The 17,540-nt window shown below is 50.5% G+C and carries 21 protein-coding genes; 7 read left to right on the top strand and 14 right to left on the bottom strand.

Going from position 1 to position 17,540, the window contains the following annotated elements:
- Positions 1–46: 46 nt before the first annotated feature.
- From ACFQNF_RS11855 to ACFQNF_RS11795, 13 genes are all read right to left on the bottom strand, one after another.
- A complete protein-coding gene (locus ACFQNF_RS11855; RefSeq protein WP_380188166.1) occupies positions 47–571 on the bottom strand; it encodes a Gx transporter family protein in 525 nt (174 codons plus the stop codon).
- Positions 546–905, bottom strand: a complete 360-nt coding sequence (locus ACFQNF_RS11850; protein WP_380188165.1) for a NusG domain II-containing protein — start codon at positions 903–905, stop codon at positions 546–548. Before ACFQNF_RS11850 ends, ACFQNF_RS11855 begins: the two co-directional genes overlap by 26 nt.
- A 37-nt stretch (positions 906–942) precedes the next feature.
- Positions 943–1,791, bottom strand: a complete 849-nt coding sequence (gene rapZ, locus ACFQNF_RS11845; protein ID WP_046351717.1) for an RNase adapter RapZ — start codon at positions 1,789–1,791, stop codon at positions 943–945.
- An 83-nt stretch (positions 1,792–1,874) separates the two neighbouring features.
- Positions 1,875–2,819: an HPr(Ser) kinase/phosphatase gene (gene hprK, locus ACFQNF_RS11840; protein ID WP_046351716.1), complete on the bottom strand. Its 945-nt coding sequence runs from the start codon at positions 2,817–2,819 to the stop codon at positions 1,875–1,877.
- A complete protein-coding gene (gene ptsN / locus ACFQNF_RS11835) occupies positions 2,800–3,273 on the bottom strand; it encodes a PTS IIA-like nitrogen regulatory protein PtsN (RefSeq protein WP_046351715.1) in 474 nt (157 codons plus the stop codon). The genes hprK and ptsN overlap by 20 nt, the downstream gene beginning before the upstream one ends.
- A gap of 105 nt (positions 3,274–3,378) precedes the next feature.
- Positions 3,379–3,705, bottom strand: coding sequence for a ribosome hibernation-promoting factor, HPF/YfiA family (gene hpf, locus ACFQNF_RS11830; RefSeq protein WP_380188164.1), 327 nt, complete (start codon positions 3,703–3,705; stop codon positions 3,379–3,381).
- A gap of 24 nt (positions 3,706–3,729) precedes the next feature.
- The gene (locus tag ACFQNF_RS11825) at positions 3,730–5,103 is read right to left on the bottom strand and encodes an RNA polymerase factor sigma-54 (RefSeq protein WP_380188163.1); all 1,374 of its coding nucleotides are present in this window, start codon (positions 5,101–5,103) and stop codon (positions 3,730–3,732) included.
- Positions 5,104–5,829, bottom strand: coding sequence for an LPS export ABC transporter ATP-binding protein (gene lptB / locus ACFQNF_RS11820; protein WP_380188162.1), 726 nt, complete (start codon positions 5,827–5,829; stop codon positions 5,104–5,106).
- Positions 5,826–6,329, bottom strand: a complete 504-nt coding sequence (gene lptA, locus ACFQNF_RS11815; RefSeq protein ID WP_380188161.1) for a lipopolysaccharide transport periplasmic protein LptA — start codon at positions 6,327–6,329, stop codon at positions 5,826–5,828. The genes lptB and lptA overlap by 4 nt, the downstream gene beginning before the upstream one ends.
- Entirely contained in the window at positions 6,307–6,879 is a 573-nt protein-coding gene (gene lptC, locus ACFQNF_RS11810) for an LPS export ABC transporter periplasmic protein LptC (protein WP_380188160.1), read from the bottom strand. Before lptC ends, lptA begins: the two co-directional genes overlap by 23 nt.
- A gap of 5 nt (positions 6,880–6,884) precedes the next feature.
- Positions 6,885–7,400, bottom strand: a complete 516-nt coding sequence (locus tag ACFQNF_RS11805; RefSeq protein ID WP_380188159.1) for a KdsC family phosphatase — start codon at positions 7,398–7,400, stop codon at positions 6,885–6,887.
- A gap of 106 nt (positions 7,401–7,506) precedes the next feature.
- Positions 7,507–8,478 (bottom strand): KpsF/GutQ family sugar-phosphate isomerase, encoded by a 972-nt coding sequence (locus tag ACFQNF_RS11800; RefSeq protein ID WP_380188158.1) that lies wholly within the window; start codon positions 8,476–8,478, stop codon positions 7,507–7,509.
- Positions 8,475–8,717, bottom strand: coding sequence for a hypothetical protein (locus ACFQNF_RS11795; protein ID WP_380188157.1), 243 nt, complete (start codon positions 8,715–8,717; stop codon positions 8,475–8,477). Before ACFQNF_RS11795 ends, ACFQNF_RS11800 begins: the two co-directional genes overlap by 4 nt.
- Between ACFQNF_RS11795 and ACFQNF_RS11790 the strand changes: the two genes are divergently transcribed.
- Together ACFQNF_RS11790 and ACFQNF_RS11785 are read left to right on the top strand one after the other, a co-directional pair.
- Positions 8,710–10,680, top strand: coding sequence for a monovalent cation:proton antiporter family protein (locus ACFQNF_RS11790; RefSeq protein WP_380188156.1), 1,971 nt, complete (start codon positions 8,710–8,712; stop codon positions 10,678–10,680). The genes ACFQNF_RS11795 and ACFQNF_RS11790 overlap by 8 nt on opposite strands.
- A gap of 171 nt (positions 10,681–10,851) precedes the next feature.
- Positions 10,852–12,036: a peptidoglycan DD-metalloendopeptidase family protein gene (locus tag ACFQNF_RS11785; protein WP_380188155.1), complete on the top strand. Its 1,185-nt coding sequence runs from the start codon at positions 10,852–10,854 to the stop codon at positions 12,034–12,036.
- A 53-nt stretch (positions 12,037–12,089) separates the two neighbouring features.
- Here ACFQNF_RS11785 and ACFQNF_RS11780 read toward each other — a convergent pair whose 3' ends face one another.
- Positions 12,090–13,241 carry a Do family serine endopeptidase gene (locus ACFQNF_RS11780; protein ID WP_380188154.1) on the bottom strand — a complete coding sequence of 384 codons (1,152 nt, stop codon included), beginning with the start codon at positions 13,239–13,241 and terminating at the stop codon, positions 12,090–12,092.
- A gap of 21 nt (positions 13,242–13,262) precedes the next feature.
- Between ACFQNF_RS11780 and ACFQNF_RS11775 the strand changes: the two genes are divergently transcribed.
- The 5 genes from ACFQNF_RS11775 to ACFQNF_RS11755 all read left to right on the top strand — a co-directional run bounded on the left by ACFQNF_RS11775 (position 13,263) and on the right by ACFQNF_RS11755 (position 17,221).
- Positions 13,263–14,015: a Nif3-like dinuclear metal center hexameric protein gene (locus ACFQNF_RS11775; RefSeq protein ID WP_380188153.1), complete on the top strand. Its 753-nt coding sequence runs from the start codon at positions 13,263–13,265 to the stop codon at positions 14,013–14,015.
- A complete protein-coding gene (locus ACFQNF_RS11770; protein ID WP_380188152.1) occupies positions 14,015–14,482 on the top strand; it encodes a putative periplasmic lipoprotein in 468 nt (155 codons plus the stop codon). Before ACFQNF_RS11775 ends, ACFQNF_RS11770 begins: the two co-directional genes overlap by 1 nt.
- A gap of 110 nt (positions 14,483–14,592) precedes the next feature.
- A complete protein-coding gene (gene petA, locus ACFQNF_RS11765; protein ID WP_380188151.1) occupies positions 14,593–15,177 on the top strand; it encodes a ubiquinol-cytochrome c reductase iron-sulfur subunit in 585 nt (194 codons plus the stop codon).
- A gap of 10 nt (positions 15,178–15,187) precedes the next feature.
- Positions 15,188–16,462, top strand: a complete 1,275-nt coding sequence (locus ACFQNF_RS11760; RefSeq protein WP_380188150.1) for a cytochrome b — start codon at positions 15,188–15,190, stop codon at positions 16,460–16,462.
- 12 nt (positions 16,463–16,474) lie between these two features.
- Positions 16,475–17,221, top strand: coding sequence for a cytochrome c1 (locus tag ACFQNF_RS11755; RefSeq protein WP_380188149.1), 747 nt, complete (start codon positions 16,475–16,477; stop codon positions 17,219–17,221).
- The last annotated feature ends 319 nt before the right edge of the window (positions 17,222–17,540 follow it).

Here is a 17,540-nt window from a genome sequence, read left to right as displayed (position 1 = left end):
TGAAAAATACGCGGGTTTCACCCGCCCTACGCACTTTTTGAACGTTTCACTCACGAGCCAGCAGCTTTGCTGCAATCACCCCATTTACCACACCAAATACCAAGGCTGCAGCAGCAAACAGGGGCACTAAATGGATGATGCCATTATGCGGAATCAGCCAGAGCCGCGCTAATAATAGCTGCCCTGCCATATGGGCAAAGGCGGCAACCAGCGAGTGCGATACGGGGCCGAACCAGCGCCTAGGCAAGTGATTCGCAGCGGCCAAGGCTAAGAGGCTGCTTAGCCCGCCCATCAAACTCATAGCAAAACCGGGGGATAAAAAACCGCCCAGCACAATACCACTGCCGATGATTCTGAGCATGGAAATCCACGCAGCATCGCGCCAGCCAAAGCGCCAGAGCGCAATCAGGGTAATGATATTAGCCAGCCCCGGCTTAATACCGGGAATAGGCGAAGGAATACCCGCCTCCAGCACCGATAAGGCAATCGCCAGCGCGGCATAGCGGGCAATGCGCACATCGTCCAAACTGGGTTTGATACGGATTTCAGTAACTGAGGCTGTCGAATTCATGAGGACGCGAGCCTAAAAGCTCGATGCTGATTCGGTTAGGCAGGCAAATCGCCATTTGGCCAGCCTGATCCAGCCAGCCCATGCGCACACAATATTGGCGCGGGCTGGGGTCACGGCTAATACGTACCCGGCCCGATTTTACTTCTACAGAGGTAAACCCAAGGGGGCCAGCCACTTGCACCGTGCGCTCTGCGTTTAAATCCAGCACGGCAAAGACTTTGCCCGCCTGATAAATACGCACCCGCGTGGCACTCTCCTGCTGCCAGCTCCAAAAACCCAAATACACCACAAAAACCAGCGCCAGTAAGGCAAACGGCCAGTCACCTGGCCGCATTACCCTAAGCATCTCCCGATTTCGAGAGGGGCGTATTTCAGGCATGCTGCTCACGGTGCCTAAGCAATACCTGCCGATGCTCGGCAAAGTATGCCGCTAATTGCTCCGCTAAATAAACCGAGCGATGCTGGCCGCCGGTGCAGCCAATCGCTACCGTGATATAGCTGCGATTATCGGCTTCAAACTCTGGCAACCAAGCTTCCATAAATGTTTTGATATGGCTTTGAAAGCGCCCCACCACCGCTTGCCGCTCTAAGAAATCAATCACGGGCTGATCTTTACCCGTTAAAGGGCGTAAAGATTTATCGTAATAGGGGTTGGGCAGGCAGCGGGCATCAAACACAAAATCGGCATCCATTGGCAAACCATGCTTAAAGCCAAAAGATTCAAAAATCACCGTGAGTCTGGAGCGGTCCAGCGCCACAAACTGCCGAATCCAGCTGCGCAGCTGATTAGCCGATAAATCACTGGTATCAATACGATGGGCAACTGCGGAGAAATCAGCCAGCATTTCACGCTCTAAGCTAATAGCCTCGGTCACCGTTAATGTGCCACTAGAGAGCGGATGGCTGCGCCTTGTTTCAGAAAAGCGCTTCACCAGAGTGTCGTTATTCGCTTCCAGAAACAGCATTTGCACATCAAGCCCCAGCTCAAACAGGGCTTCAAGATGATTGGGGAAGCTGGCAAAATTGTGGGCGCTGCGCACATCAACCGAAATGGCAATTTTGGGATAGCCATCTTCATCCAGTAATGCCGCGGTTTGTGGCAGCAAAGGCGCAGGCAAATTATCGATGCAAAAATAGCCAAGATCTTCTAAAGACTTAAGTGCAACGCTTTTACCCGCCCCTGATAAACCAGATAATAAAATAACCTGCTGCTGTTTCACTCCCCATCCCCATTATTTTGTATATTTTTGTGTAGCTTATATTTTGATACTTGCATAAACACCCTGCATATTGGGTGAGCGACTTATTCGCCCATTTCCATAAATTTTTGGTGTCTTTCAATAAATTCACGCGTGGAATCAATGCCGCGTAATTGCAAAATATAATTTCTAACCGCAGCCTCAACCAAAACCGCTAAATTTCGACCGGCCGCCACAGGAATCACCAGCTTGCGAATCGGCACGCCAAGAATATCTTGCGTGGCCGCCTGCATTTGCAATCGATCCATCGGAGCGACTTTCTCGCCACCCGCCTTGGCCAGATGCATAATCAGCTTGAGTGTTTTACGCGGCCTGACGGCAGTTTCACCGAAAATAGTGCGGATATTCAATACGCCAATTCCGCGCACTTCGAGAAAATCACGCAACATCGGCGGGCATCGCCCTTCCAGCGTTTCCGGATTGGTGCGATAGACCTCAACCACATCGTCTGCCACAAGGCCGTGGCCGCGTGAGATTAGCTCCAACGCCAGCTCGCTCTTACCCATCGACGATTCGCCAGTCAGCAAAACGCCCACTTCCAGCACATCCAGAAACACCCCGTGCAGATGCGTAGAAACCGCCAATGCCTTCGAGAGGTAATAGCGTAGTACATCCATCAAATAGGGGGATTGCTCGGGGGAGGTGAGCAGCGGTACATGAAAACGCTCAGAGGCTTCGCGCAGGCAGTCGCCCACAATCTGACCATTGGCTACAATCACTGCCGCCATTTCATTAGAGAAAAGCCGCGCCAAGGATTCTCTTTGCGCCTCGGGGCTAAGCTGCAGCAGATAAACCGTTTCTGCCACCCCAAGCACCTGAATGCGGTTGGGGTGGATAAAATTCAGGTGGCCGACTAAAGAGAGTGTTGGCTTTTGCTCAGATGCATCATTAGATAGCAGATTATTCGCACCCGATTGCCCTGCTACCCACGTCAGTCGCAGCTTCTCGGCGTTATCGATAAAAAGCTGTCTAACTGAAATCTGTGGCATAAGGCTCCCAAGTACTGATTAGCTTCCAGATTTGGCCGGGTTCAGTGGCCGCCAGCAGACTCTCGCGCAATACTTTATCTGAGAAAAGCTGAGCCAGTTCGGACAAAATTTGCAGATGTAAATCGGTAGCGTGAGCAGGCACCAGCAACACAAATACCAAGGAAACCGGCTTGCCATCAGGCGCGTCATAAGGGATAGGCTCATTAAGGCGCACAAATGCACCTGTGGCTTCTTTCAAACCTTTAATCCGGCCATGAGGGATGGCAACCCCTTGCCCAAGCCCCGTGGAACCAAGCTTTTCCCGGGCAAACAGACTATCAAAAATAACACTACGGGCAATACCGTGGCTATTTTCAAACAAAATACCAACTTGTTCAAAAATACGTTTTTTGCTGCCGACTTCCATGTCAAGGAAGACATTTCCGCTAGGCAAAATTTGGGCGATCAAGCTCATTGTAGACAGACCAAAACAGGGACGACACCCATTGTAGCGCCGTCGTTTAAAAACAAAAACGGGAACCTGAGTATTCCGGTTCCCGCTAAGGTGAGAAAAGTCGCTTTATTCAGCGGTAGGCTGGTGCTGCTTAATGGATTCGTTACGGTGATCCATTGATTTTTCTTTGTGCTTCACAACTTGGCGGTCTAGCTTATCGGCCAGCAAGTCAATGGCTGCATACATATTTTCATCCGTCGCTTCGACGTGGATATCGCGGCCGCGAACGTGAACGGTTGCTTCAACCTGATGTTGCAGTTTCTCCACGGATAGGATGACATTAACGTCAATTACATTGTCAAAGTGTCGAATGACTCGTTCCATCTTACTGTTTACGTACTCACGGATAGATGGGGTCACTTCAAGATGATGGCCACTGATATTCAAATTCATAGGGTTACTCCTTCCGTTGGGGCCTTACAAACTTTTGCGCTGACTTACTGGGTAAATCTGCAACGCTTCACGGTATTTGGCAACGGTGCGCCGGGCTACCACAATACCTTGAGCGGATAATGCTTCTGCCAATACGCTATCACTTAAAGGTTTTTTCTTATCTTCTTGCTGCACCATCTGCTTGATCAATGCTTTGATCGCTGTAGCAGAACACTCCCCTCCGGCATCCGTATCAACATGGCTACCGAAGAAAAACTTAAATTCATATAGGCCACGCGGCGTAAGCATATATTTTTGCGTGGTTACCCTAGAAATAGTCGACTCATGTAAATCTAGTTCTTCGGCGATATCTCTGAGCACCAGCGGGCGCATCGCCACTTCACCGTGTTCAAAAAATGCGCGCTGCCGTTCTACAATCGCGGTGGCTACTCGCAAAATGGTATCAAATCGCTGCTGCACACTTTTTACTAACCAACGTGCTTCTTGTAACTCACGGGCTAAATGGCCGCCATCGCCTTTTTGTAAGATATCTGCATAAAGACGATTCACGCGCAATTTAGGCATCGAAGCATCGTGTAATCTCACCCGCCAAACACCGCGTACTTTTTGCACAACGACATCGGGGCTTACATATCGGGGCGATGCTACAGACCATTGTGCACTCGGCCTAGGGTTTAAACTTACAATTAATTCCTGCGCTGCTTTTAACTCAGCATCCTCGCATTTAAAAGCCCGTTTAAGCCTAGTGTAGTCCCGCCCAGCTAATAAATCGAGTGAATTTTCGGCAATCTGCAAGGCTAAATCACGGGCAGCGCTCGCTGGCTTCTGGCGCAATTGTAAGCATAAACAATCAGCGGTATCTCTTGCTCCAATTCCCAAAGGCTCTAAGTGCTGTAAGCGAATTAAAGCAATTCTTAAGTCATCAGGTTCGAGTTCATAATCTTGGATTAGTTCCTCTGGCAGCTGAGAAAAGACATCTTCTAAGGACTGAGAAAGAAACCCATCCTCATCCAATGCCTCAATCAGCATCAATAACAAGGACTTATCCCGATGCGACAAAGGCAGCAAACCTGCTTGTTGCAGCAAGTATTCGCGTAAATCTAAATCGCGGGCGATATTGCTGGCCGGATCAAAATCATCATCATCATCCGAGCTGCCGTGGCTTGTGCCTTCCCAGCGTAAACCGTCGTCTTCACCCATTTCCCACTGCGGCTCTGCTTGCTCTGCCTCACCAGCGGCGGCTTCTTCGCCACGCTCCAATAGCGGGTTTTCGCTCAGATACTGTTCAAGCTCTTGTTGAAACTCAAGGGTGGAAAGCTGCAGCAGCTTGATAGCCTGCTGCAACTGAGGAGTAAGATTAAGTTGCTGGGATAACCGCAGCTGCAGGGTTTGTTTCATTTACATGCGGAAATGTTCACCGAGATAGACCCGACGCACACTTTCGTTTTCTACAATATCTTTCGGAGCGCCAGACGCCATCACTGCACCTTCGGAGATGATGTAGGCACGATCGCAAATACCAAGGGTTTCACGCACATTATGATCAGTGATCAAGACACCGATTCCACGTTGCTTTAAAAAACCAATAATACGTTGAATATCCATCACAGCAATCGGGTCTACCCCTGCAAATGGCTCATCCAGCAAGATAAAACGCGGGCTGGCGGCCAAGGCACGGGCAATTTCTACCCGGCGGCGCTCGCCCCCCGATAAGCCCATTGCACCTGCATCACGCAAATGATCAATGTGCAAATCGTGCAGCAGCTCATCAAGCCGGGCGTTTATTTCATCGCGATTTTTACAATGCAATTCAAGCACTGCAGTGATATTTTGTGCCACTGTCATTTTACGAAAGATAGACGCTTCTTGTGGCAAGTAGCCTAAACCTCGCCGCGCCCGCTGATGAATGGGTAAATGACCGATATCCTCGCCATCCAGCGTAATACGCCCGCCATTCATACCGACTAAACCCACAATCATATAAAAGCTGGTGGTTTTACCCGCGCCATTTGGGCCAAGTAAACCCACCACTTCACCACTCGAAATTTCCATGGTGACATCACGCACCACGGTTCTTTTTCCGTAACGTTTTTCTAGCTGCTCCGCTCGTAAAGAACTACTCATGGTGCAGGTGCCTTTTTCGGTGTAATCACGATATTGACGCGCCCGCCGCTCTCTGGTTTGCTTTGCGCTTGATAAGCTTCATTGTTTAAATCGTAAGTAATCAAATCGCTATGAATTTGATCTTCCCCACGTTTCACCCATGCCTTATCAATCAACTTAAGAATGCCAGTGCGCCCGTCATAATCAAAGCGCTGCGCTTCGGCATCCACCCAATCATTGCCGCCATCCATTTTCTGCCGAAAGCGAACCGGCCCGCCATTGCCAGCAACATACTGATTGCCCGCCTCATCCTGACGTACCGTCAGCTTATCAGCCCGAATGCTGAGTGTGCCTTGGGTCAGCACCACATCTTTGGTACAGACGCTGGCCTGCGTTTTTTGATTCATCACACAATTTGCAGCAACAATATTGATCTGTTTTTCCCGGTCTGCTTTTTCTGCATATGCAGAGCTTGCCAACAGCATGAGTAAAACAACTTTAACGGGTGCGAATCGGCTCATAGCTCATCCTGACTTTAGATTTAAGTTCTAGCGTTTCAGCCTTGGAATCAGCAATAAAACCGACTGATTCAATAACATACGTGCCCATCACTGCGATTGCCGGCGCTTCTGAGCTGGCAAGTCCTTCCTGCGGTAAAACGCGCATATCACGCCCATTAATCGTTAACTCTGCTTGCGTAGCACTGGCCGATCTAACCATTTTAACCACGCCGGGAAACCAGACTTCACTCCCCTGTTTGATTGATTTAGCACGCTCGCCAGTGACTTCTAAGCGGGGCTGATCGGGGGCGGTATAGCGTAAATGTGGGTTTTCCAACCAGGTGATATCGCCAGCAGGCAAATGAGAAACATGGGTGGCGGTGAGTAAAGATAAGGGGCGTCCATCTTCACCAAAGCGCACCGCAGTGGCTTTATCTACTAACATATCGGGCTGATTTGCATTAATTGCAACCGCAGAGCCAGGTAAACTTGCCGCCCTATCGAGCAGCCAAGTCAGGCTACCCAACAAAACAACAAGGGCCAACGGTAGCAGGCGAGTAGTCCCCGGCACTGCCATCAGGCGAGGTAAGGCGCCATAGCGGCATCAAACGTGCCTTGTGCTTGCATCAGGTATTCGCATACTTCACGCACAGCCCCCCGCCCACCCGAGCTGCCCGTAATATAGTGAGCATGTTTACGCACTAACTCCGGGGAATCAGGCACCGCTACCGCAAAAGCGACTCTGCGCATCACCGGAAGATCAATCACATCGTCGCCCATAAAACCACAGGCATCTTGGCCGACTCCAGCGGCTAGCAGTAAATCTTCATAGCTTGCCCGCTTATCGTGAGCGCCCTGATAAAGAAAATCCACCCCCAAATCTTTGGCACGTTTCTCAACCAGCAAAGAAGTACGACCGGTAATAATGGCTAATTTCACACCGCTGGCGCGTAACATTTTTAGCCCGTGACCATCCAGCGAGTTAAACGCTTTTAGCTCTTCACCCGCATCGCTGTAATACAAGCTGCCATCGGTCATCACACCATCAACGTCAAAAATCATTAAGCGCACCGCTTTTGCCATATCAGTCATTACTATTTTCCTATTTGTCATTTAGCTGCTTTTGGCACTTTTTAAAACGGGAATAACAGGCGGCTGCAATCCCACACAAGCCTGCTCCGCACTATCTATGTGCATTTTAAACCACTCGTGCCCGCAGCAGGTCGTGCATATTGATCGCCCCAACCAGCACACCCGCATCCAGCACCAATAAACCATTCACACGGCGTGCATCCATTTGCTGGACGGCCTCGGCGGCTAATTTATCCGCCTCAATCGTGGCAGGGGCTAAGGTCATTACGCTGGAAACCGAAGTATCACGTACATCGACGCCCTGATCCAGTGCGCGGCGCAAATCGCCATCGGTAAAGATGCCCATCAATTTACCTGCAGCATCCACCACCGCTGTCATGCCCATGCCTTTCTTGCTGATTTCCAGCAGCGCATCGCGCAATAAAACATCGTGCTGCACTACAGGCAAAGCATCACCGGTATGCATTAAATCGCGCACGAGCACCAATAAGCGCCGGCCTAAGCTGCCGCCCGGATGCGATAAGGCAAAGTCTTCAGCCTGAAAGCCGCGCGCTTCCAGCAGGGCCACAGCCAGTGCATCGCCCAAAGCAAGTGCCGCCGTAGTACTTGCGGTAGGCGCCAGATTCAGCGGGCAGGCTTCTTGCGCCACACCCGAATCAAGATGCACGGTCGATTGTTTACTTAAAGTAGATTCAGCATTGCCCGTCATGGCAATCAAAGGAAGACCTAAACGTTTTAGGCTTGGCAGCAAGGCAATCACTTCATCGCTTTCACCCGAATTAGACAAGGCCAGCACCACATCACTGCGGGTGATCATTCCTAAATCACCATGTGCGGCTTCGGAAGGGTGAACAAAAAAAGCAGGAGTACCAGTGCTGGCCATCGTGGCTGCTATTTTTTTAGCAATATGCCCCGACTTGCCAATCCCGATCACGATCACCCGCCCCTGGCAGGAAAGAATCAGCTCGCACGCTTTAACAAACTGATCATTCATTCGCTCGGCCAGCGCGAAAACAGCATCAGCCTCAACCCGTAGCACGCGACGAGCGCACTCGAGGATAAATTCAGCATTTTTCATATGCGCGAAAGTATAAGAGAAGCAGGCCCTGTCCCGCCACCTGCGTCTGCTGTCAATATGCCAATCAGGATCAATGATCTTGCAAATACAGCCTTCAACGGCTTGTTGCCAGCAGCCTGCCAGACTAAAAACGGATCGGCTGCAAGGGTAAAAGATAGTACCTGAAATGAAAAAAACGCTAGGATGTAACCCTCCACTTTGTCATTCGCAAGAGAAAAACGAATCCAGCCTATGTCCATTCAACTCTCTACGCTCTTGCTCTTGCTTGCCGCAGCCGTTTTAACAGTGGTGCTTTGCCGTCGCCTAAAGCTGCCAGCCATGCTTGGCTACCTAGTTGTTGGCTTATTAATTGGCCCCCATGCACTTGGTTTTATTGCCAGCAGCGATGAGGCCACTCATTTGGCCGAATTTGGTATCGTTTTTTTGATGTTTACATTGGGGCTGGAATTTAATCTTGCCCGGCTCAATGCCATGCGCCGCATCGTATTTGGCTTGGGTGCAATGCAAGTCATCAGCATGCTGGCTGTTGTCATGGTGATTTGCCTGCTGGCCGGCTTAGACTGGAAAGTAGGCTTGGCACTGGGTGGCGCGCTCTCGATGTCATCCACCGCGATGGCGTCTAAATTACTGGCTGATCGCAATGAGCTGCATTCTGCACAGGGGCAAAACGCCATCGGCATTTTGCTATTTCAAGACTTAGCCGTTGTCCCTTTCCTCATTATGATTCCCGTGCTCAGCTTTCCGGGCAATGAATTGCTGATGGCACTGGGTTTTGCCGCGCTAAAGATTATTGTGGTGTTGCTGGTTTTGCTCTACTTCGGGCAAAAGCTGATGCGGCCTTGGTTCAATATCGTAGCCAGACAGCACTCCAGTGAGCTTTTTATGCTCAACTTGCTGCTGGTTACTTTAGGAATCGCATGGATCACCGAGCTTGCAGGCTTATCGCTGGCTCTGGGCGCTTTTCTGGCAGGTATGCTGATTGCCGAAACAGACTTTCGCTACCAGGTTGAAGACGATGTGCGCCCGTTCCGGGATCTGCTGCTTGGGCTATTTTTTGTAACCGTTGGCATGAATCTGAATTACTCCGTGTTACTCACCCAATGGTGGCGAGTATTGCTGGTGCTGGCACTGCTCGGCCCCGGCAAAATTTTAATGATTGCCGGGCTCTCCAGACTATTTGGCAGCACACCCGGTGCAGCCTGGCGCACCGGCTTTACCATAGGGCAAGGGGGCGAATTCGCTTTTGTCATGCTGGCGCTCGCCTCTAAGAGCGCGCTCTTACCCGAAAACATTCTACAAACCACCATCGCTGGCATTGTTTTATCAATGCTAATCACCCCATTTTTAATTCAGCATTCCGATAAATTAGTATTGCGCCTTGCCCGCTCAGAATGGATGAATCTGGCCGCTAATTTGCATCAGGTGGCCGTACGCAGTATGCAAAGCCAAGGCCACGTAATCCTCTGTGGCTATGGCCGCAGTGGCCAATCTCTGGCCCGGATATTAAGCCAAGAAGGAATAGGTTTTTTTGCGCTGGATTTAGACCCAGATATGGTGCGCGAAGCCGCGGCCGCTGGCGATTCCGTCGTTTATGGCAACGCAGCCAAGCGAGAAGTACTGATCGCCGCAGGCTTAATGCGGGCTAGCGCCATTGTGGTGACTTACGCCGAAACCCATTCCGCCATGCAGATTTTAGAAATCGTACACGCCATCCGCCCGGAGCTGCCGGTGATTATTCGCACTCAGGACGATAGCGATATCGATCAGCTCAAAAACGCAGGCGCCACCGAAGTAGTGGCAGAAATCATGGAAGGCAGCCTGATGCTGGCTTCCCATACGCTGATGCTGCTAGGCGTGCCATTAAATAAAGTCGTCCACCGCGTGCGTGAAGTTCGCGAAGCCCGCTACCAGCTGCTACGCGGCTTTTATCGCGGCGTAAGCGAAGACGCCGATGATAGCGACCGGCCCCAGCCACGTTTACACACCATCTACTTAGCCAACGATGCCGCTGCCGTTGGTAAGCACCTTGGCGAGCTCAAGCTAGAAAACCTTCATATCGAAGTACGCAGCGTACGCCGCCGCAATATGCGCCCCACCCAGCCAGATGCCAGCTTTGAATTACAAGCAGGCGATATTCTGGTGATTTTAGGAGAAAGCGATAATCTGGCGGCGGCAGAGATGCTTATTTTGCAGGGCAATTAAAACATTTTGCGCTTTAAAACGCAGTATTAAAGCTGTAAAAACATTGACTTACAACGCACACAAGCTGACCATATGCTGTCGTGGTTCTGTTTCACAAAGATAGAATTGCGAAGCCTGATAGCGGACTAACACACCGTTTAAGCCGCTTGCATCCTTATCAAGGAGGTCTGTATGCGTAGTCATTGCCTTACCCAACTTGCCTTACTATCCGCCACGCTCTTTAGTCTGCCCTCTGCGGCAGAAATCAGCCCCGAGCTGCAGAAAACCGCCAGCCAAGCCATGCTCTTACAGCTGCAACCCACCGTGCAGCAAGGCGTGCTGATCGAAATCCAAAAAATACATCCTGATAAACACTGGGTTTTGGGCAGCGCCACCCTCATCCTGCCCTCGCACCTTGACGATGTGCCCGAAACACGGTTCTTTATGGCGCAATACATTGCAAACCAATGGCGGGTAGCCATCGAGGGCAGCGAGCAATACGGGCAATTGCTGGAACAAGCACCTGATGCGCTCTTTGCCCCCAATGAAAGAAAGCTGCTCCTGCAATCCCAGAGCGTGAATCAGCGCCAGAAACGCAGTGCTCCGCTGGCAGAAGTGCAGACCGGGCTTGGCCTGCCTTGGGCAGAAGGCACTGCATGGCGACTAACCGGCGGGCCGCATGGCGATGATCAGACCAGCCGTCCTTTTAATTCACTGGATTTTGCAGGCGGCAATGGCAGAGTGCTGGCCCCGCGTGACGGGCTGATTTATCAAAGCTGCTTACGTAATGGCAGCGGGCTGATTACCCTTGTCCACGATAATGGCTTTAGCAGCAGCTATTACCATATGGAAAACCTAACCAATCTAAGCAATGGTGCTGCGGTCAGCAAAGGCACTTATCTGGGGAAAATCGGCATGGGCCTGCCTTGCGGCGGCTCCACCACAGGGCCACACGTCCACTTCGCCCTTAAGCAAGGCAGTAATAAAACACCGGTCGATGGCAAAATCATCGGGGGTTGGTCGTTCCGCGAAGGCAATGCGCCTTATCAAGGCTATGCCTCACGTAATGGTCAGCGGGTTAATGTGGGTGGCGAATTAATCAACTTTGGCGGTGGTAGCTCCTTGCCTTCCGGCAAAATAACGCCGGGCAATAATGAGAGCACAGTTAATCTGCGCCAATCTCCGTCACTCAGCTCAGCCATTGTTGGCTCCTTGCAAAGAGGCGAAATCGCCACCATTGCCTGCACCGCTCAAGGCGATTGGGTAGATGGCGTATGGGGGCGCACCCAGCTTTGGAATCGCTTAAGCGCAGGCAGCTGGATTAGCGATGGCTTTATTGATACGGGCAGCAACCAAGCCGTAGCACCGCCTTGCTAAAGCACAAAAAAATCCACGCAGATGCGTGGATTTTTTTGGCAGGTGCGCCGTAACTATCGCCGGTTAAATTTAGGCCGTTTGCCTAATTTAACCGGTAACAGCACCGGTTTTCCCTTGCGAAACACCTGCATTTCTACTTCTTCATCGGGCTTAAAGGCTGCAATCAGATTAAGCATCGCCGATGCATTCTGCACCTCTGCACCGCCAATTTTAAGCAATACATCCCCCGGTTTCAGGCCAGCCCTATCCGCAGGGCCACCACGAACAACACCGGCAATCAAAGCCCCTCCGGCTTCTTTCAAATTAAAAGACGCCGCCAATTCAAGCGTTACCTCCTGCATTTCTACGCCCAACCACCCGCGCGTTACACTGCCGTCTTTAATCAACGCATCCATAATTTGGCGAATAGTCGAAGCAGGAATGGCAAAACCAATCCCTAAGGACCCCCCTGTTTTGGAATAAATAGCAGTATTAATACCAATTAAATCGCCCTTAGTATTAATTAAAGCTCCGCCAGAATTACCCGGATTAATAGGCGCATCGGTTTGAATAAAGTTTTCAAAGGTATTGATGCCTAATTCAGAGCGCCCCAAGGCTGAGACAATACCCATCGTTACGGTTTGCCCCACCCCGAATGGATTACCAATGGCCAGCACTACGTCGCCGATTTCTGCCTTGCTGGTATCGGCAAAAGTAATCGCGGGTAAGTGATCTAGCTCAATTTTAATCACTGCCAGATCGGTATCCGGGTCTGCCCCGATCAATTTGGCAGACGCCGTGCGCCCATCTGACAAGGCCACTTCTATCTCATCCGCTGACTCCACCACATGATTATTCGTGATGATGTAGCCCTGATTAGAAACAATCACCCCTGAGCCTAAGCTTGAGGCGCGCTGCTCTTCCCCACCTAAGCGATCCCCGAGGAAGCGCCGGAAACGCGGATCTTTAAACAAAGGCGGTAGTTGTGTTTTTACTTCCTTGGCGGTGTAGATATTTACTACCGATGGCATAGCACGCTTTGCAGCAGGGCTATATGACGACACCACAGGAGCCGAAGCCGCTTCTGTATGGCTTTGCTGCACCATCACCACAGGTGCAGGAGGCGCGGGAGGATGAACCAAATCAGGGCGAAGTAAGGCCACTAAGAACCAGACAGCAAGACCTGCGGTGGTAGTTTGTGCGAAAATTAACCAAAGTTTTTTCATGTTTTCCAAGGCGCTGTTGATATGCCCATAGCACGACAAGATCTAGAAAATTATATCGGACAACTGCTGCTCGTAGACACTTGGCGTGACTACTGCCCAAATGGCCTGCAAATTGAAGGCCGAAAAAATGTACAGCGTATTGTAACTGGCGTCACTGCCTCACAGGCATTGATTGATGCTGCAGTTGACTTAAATGCCGATGCCTTACTAGTGCACCACGGCTTTTTCTGGAAAGGTGAAAACGCCTGTATTACACGCAACAAAAAGACCCGCATCGCCAAATTATTAGCCAATGACCTCAATTTACTGGCCTACCACCTGCCGCTTGATGCTCACCCAACGCTGGGCAATAACGCGCAACTGGGCAAAAAATTAGGCCTTATTGGCTCTGGCCGCTTTGGAGATCAGCAACTCGGCTGGCTTGGCGAGCTTGAAACTCCGCTGACTTTGGCAGAATTTACACTGCAAATTGATGCGCAATTACAACGCCTCCCCCTTGTCATTGGCCCTGCTGAGCAAATTATCAAGAGGGTGGCTTGGTGCACGGGTGGCGCGCAAAGCTTCTTCCACGAAGCCGCTCATTTAAGCATCGATTGCTTTATCACCGGCGAAGCATCCGAATTTGTAACCCACTTAGCCCGTGAAAGTGGAGTGAGCTATATCGCCGCAGGCCATCATGCTACCGAGCGCTATGGCATTGAAGCATTGGGGCAACACTTAGCCAGCCAATATGGGCTAGAACATATTCATCTTGACCTAGAGAATCCCGTCTAATGAAACGTTTTTTAATCTCCCTAGCCACCGTAGCCCTGCTCTCCGCATGCGCCAGCTCCCCGGTCCCCCAAACACCGGGTACCTCCCCCTTTCCCGATACAAGCAAACCAATCCCAGCAAATACGCCAGATGCCAGCTTAGCTTTACCCAGTATTGTGATCAAAGAGCGACAAGCCCGCGCTATTTTTGATGACATCGTGCAATACCGAAAACAAAAAGGCATGCAGCTCAAGCGCAGAACGGCTCAGCGTCTAGAATTCAGCATGCAGATTCCCAATGTCACGCAAGCAACCGAAGCTAGAATGAGCTATCAGATTGCACAAGTTGACGGCGGCTTGCAGCTTTCTGCGCGCGTTTGGCAAATTACTGCGCCCGGTACTTCGCGTGAAAGTGTCAGTGAAATTACATCGGCTGTCGCCGATAAAATTGCTGAAGAATTGCAGACTTACGCTCGTTCTAAGCCCTAAGCCTAGGCACGGGCAAGAAAGATTATCAAAGACATGCGCGCAAAGCTTTAAGTTCCCCTGTCGTTTCAGGTAGAATTTGGTGGTTTTAGCCGTCAATCAGGGATTGGGTTATGAGTGACCAGCAAGTAGATAACAGCAAACGGCGATTCCTGCTGATCGCCACGGGTGTAGCCGGAGCGGTAGCAGGGGCGGGTGTAGCCACGCCTTTTATCGCCAGTTTTTTTCCTTCCGAGCGAGCCAAAGCCGCGGGGGCCCCTGTAGAATTGGATATCAGTAAGCTTGAACTGGGCCAGCAAGTGACCACCGAATGGCGGGGTAAGCCGGTTTGGGTTGTAAAACGCACGCCCGAAATGCTGGCTAACTTACCAAAGCTCGACGGTAAGCTAACCGATCCAAAATCATTAGGCAGCGATCAACCAGAATATTGCAACAATGCAGTACGTTCAATTAAGCCTGAAATTTGGATTGCACTAGGCGTCTGTACGCACTTGGGCTGTTCGCCAACCTTCCGTCCGGATCTGGCCCCTGCCGATTTAGGCCCGGACTGGTTAGGTGGCTTTTACTGCCCATGCCATGGCTCCAAATTCGACCTCGCTGGCCGCGTATATTCTGGCGTTCCAGCTCCGAAAAACCTCGACATTCCTCCGCACAAGTACCTTACCGAAGCGCGGTTGTTGATTGGCGACGATAAATAGAGGCTGACCCATGAGCAAAGCACAAGAAATAGGGCAGCAGGCCCTCAACTGGGTTGACGAGCGATTCCCGCTTACGTCAACCTGGAAAGCACATATTTCCGAATACTACGCACCAAAAAACTTTAATTTCTGGTATTTCTTTGGTTCTTTGGCGATGTTGGTACTGGTGATTCAAATTGTCACCGGCATTTTCCTCACCATGAACTACAAGCCAGACGGCTCTTTAATTCCGGGCACGAATATCTCTGTCGCTTTTGCTTCTGTCGAGTACATCATGCGGGATGTGGCCGGCGGCTGGCTGATTCGCTATATGCACTCCACTGGCGCATCGATGTTCTTTGTGGTGGTTTACCTGCATATGTTCCGCGGCTTAATTTATGGTTCTTACCAAAAACCGCGTGAGTTAATCTGGGTATTCGGCATGATGATTTATCTATGCCTGATGGCCGAAGCATTCTTAGGCTATTTGCTGCCTTGGGGCCAGATGTCATTCTGGGGTGCTCAGGTTATTGTTAACTTATTTGCTTCAATCCCTGTGATCGGTCCCGATTTATCGGTGCTGATTCGTGGTGACTTTGTGGTATCTGATGCCACACTAAACCGCTTCTTTGCGCTGCATGTGATTGCGCTGCCACTGGTTATTCTGGCACTGGTTGTGGCTCACATTGTCGCTCTGCACGAAGTAGGCTCGAACAACCCTGACGGCGTTGAAATTAAGAAAAAGAAAGATCCTAAGACAGGTATTCCACTCGACGGGATTCCTTTCCACCCTTATTACACCGTTAAAGATATCTTCGGTGTATCGGTGTTCTTGGCCGTATTCAGCGCAATTATCTTTTTTGCGCCGGAAATGGGCGGCTACTTCCTTGAACACCCGAACTTTGATCCGGCAGATGCACTGAAAACCCCTGCACACATTGCACCGGTTTGGTACTTCACCCCGTTTTACGCCATCTTGCGCGCTGTACCGTCCTTCTTTGGTACACAAGTTTGGGGCGTACTGGCCATGGGTGCGGCAACGATGATTATTGCCGCTTTACCTTGGCTGGATAAATCCCCCGTGAAGTCAGTTCGTTACCGTGGCCCGATTTACAAAACCATGCTGGCTTTGTTTGTGATTGCCTTTATTGGGCTGGGTATCTTGGGCGCATTACCTTCGACCAATGTGCGGACTGTCATCGCACAGGTGCTGTCGGTGGTCTACTTTGTCTTCTTCTTGGCCATGCCGTATTACACCAAGATTGATAAGACCAAGCCGGTTCCTGACCGCGTAACGATGCACTAAGGGGAGGAAACCATGAAAAAGATACTCAATACACTGCTGTTTGCCCTCTTAGCCAGCGTCACCTTTGGCAGCCATGCCGCTACTGGTGGTATTCATCTGGATAAGGCGCCAATTAATCTGCGCGATACCGAAAGCCTGCAACGGGGTGCGCAAACCTTCGCTAACTACTGCCTGTCCTGTCACGGTGCAGTAGCGATGCGCTACAACCGCCTACAAGACATCGGCCTGACGGAAAAGCAGATCGAGACCAATCTGATGTTCCCTACCGACAAAATAGGTGATCTGATGAAGGTGTCGATGCAAGCCAAAGACGCCAAGGTTTGGTTTGGTTCAACCCCGCCGGATCTATCAGTGATCTCGCGCTCACGTGGTGCAGATTACCTCTACACCTATCTGCGTAGCTTTTACCGCGACAGTGCCCGGCCTACTGGCTGGAACAACCTGACATTCCCGGATGTAGGGATGCCGAATGTCTTGTGGGATTTGCAAGGCCAGCAGGTATTAGAAGTGGAAGGCGAGCACAAAAAGCTTAAGCTGGTTAAATCAGGCAGCCTCACCAAAACTGCAGAAAATGGCGAATTTGATCAAACCGAATTCGACCATCGCGTTACTGATCTGGTGAACTATATGGTTTATATGGGCGAGCCAGGTCAGGTTAAACGAGAGCAAATTGGCTATGGCGTACTGCTGTTCCTCTTGTTCTTTATGATTCCAATTAGCTATATGCTCAAAAAAGAATACTGGCGCGATATTCATTAAACGCACTATGTATTGATAAAAAAGCGGACAGGGCAACCTTCCGCTTTTTTTATTGCTCTCTTCTAAAAAAACATAACCTATTAGATATATTTCTAATAAATTCTAATAAAAAACAAACTAATTATGTCTCTTGCTCAGACAGACTCCCACACTGGCCTCGCTTAAGTTAGATACGTGTGGAATAAGGGCGCACCACGTCAAACCCAATTAAACCATCCGAAGTAGCAATGCCGTACAGACCGCTAAATCAAGGGTTCCGGAGCAAGAGACATAATCAGGAAAAACAAACTGCACACCTGCCAAAATGATTGATTGTTCT

The organism is Iodobacter arcticus, from assembly GCF_042664895.1.
Lineage (GTDB): Bacteria > Pseudomonadota > Gammaproteobacteria > Burkholderiales > Chitinibacteraceae > Iodobacter > Iodobacter arcticus.
This window is presented reverse-complemented; position numbering and strand designations above follow the sequence as displayed.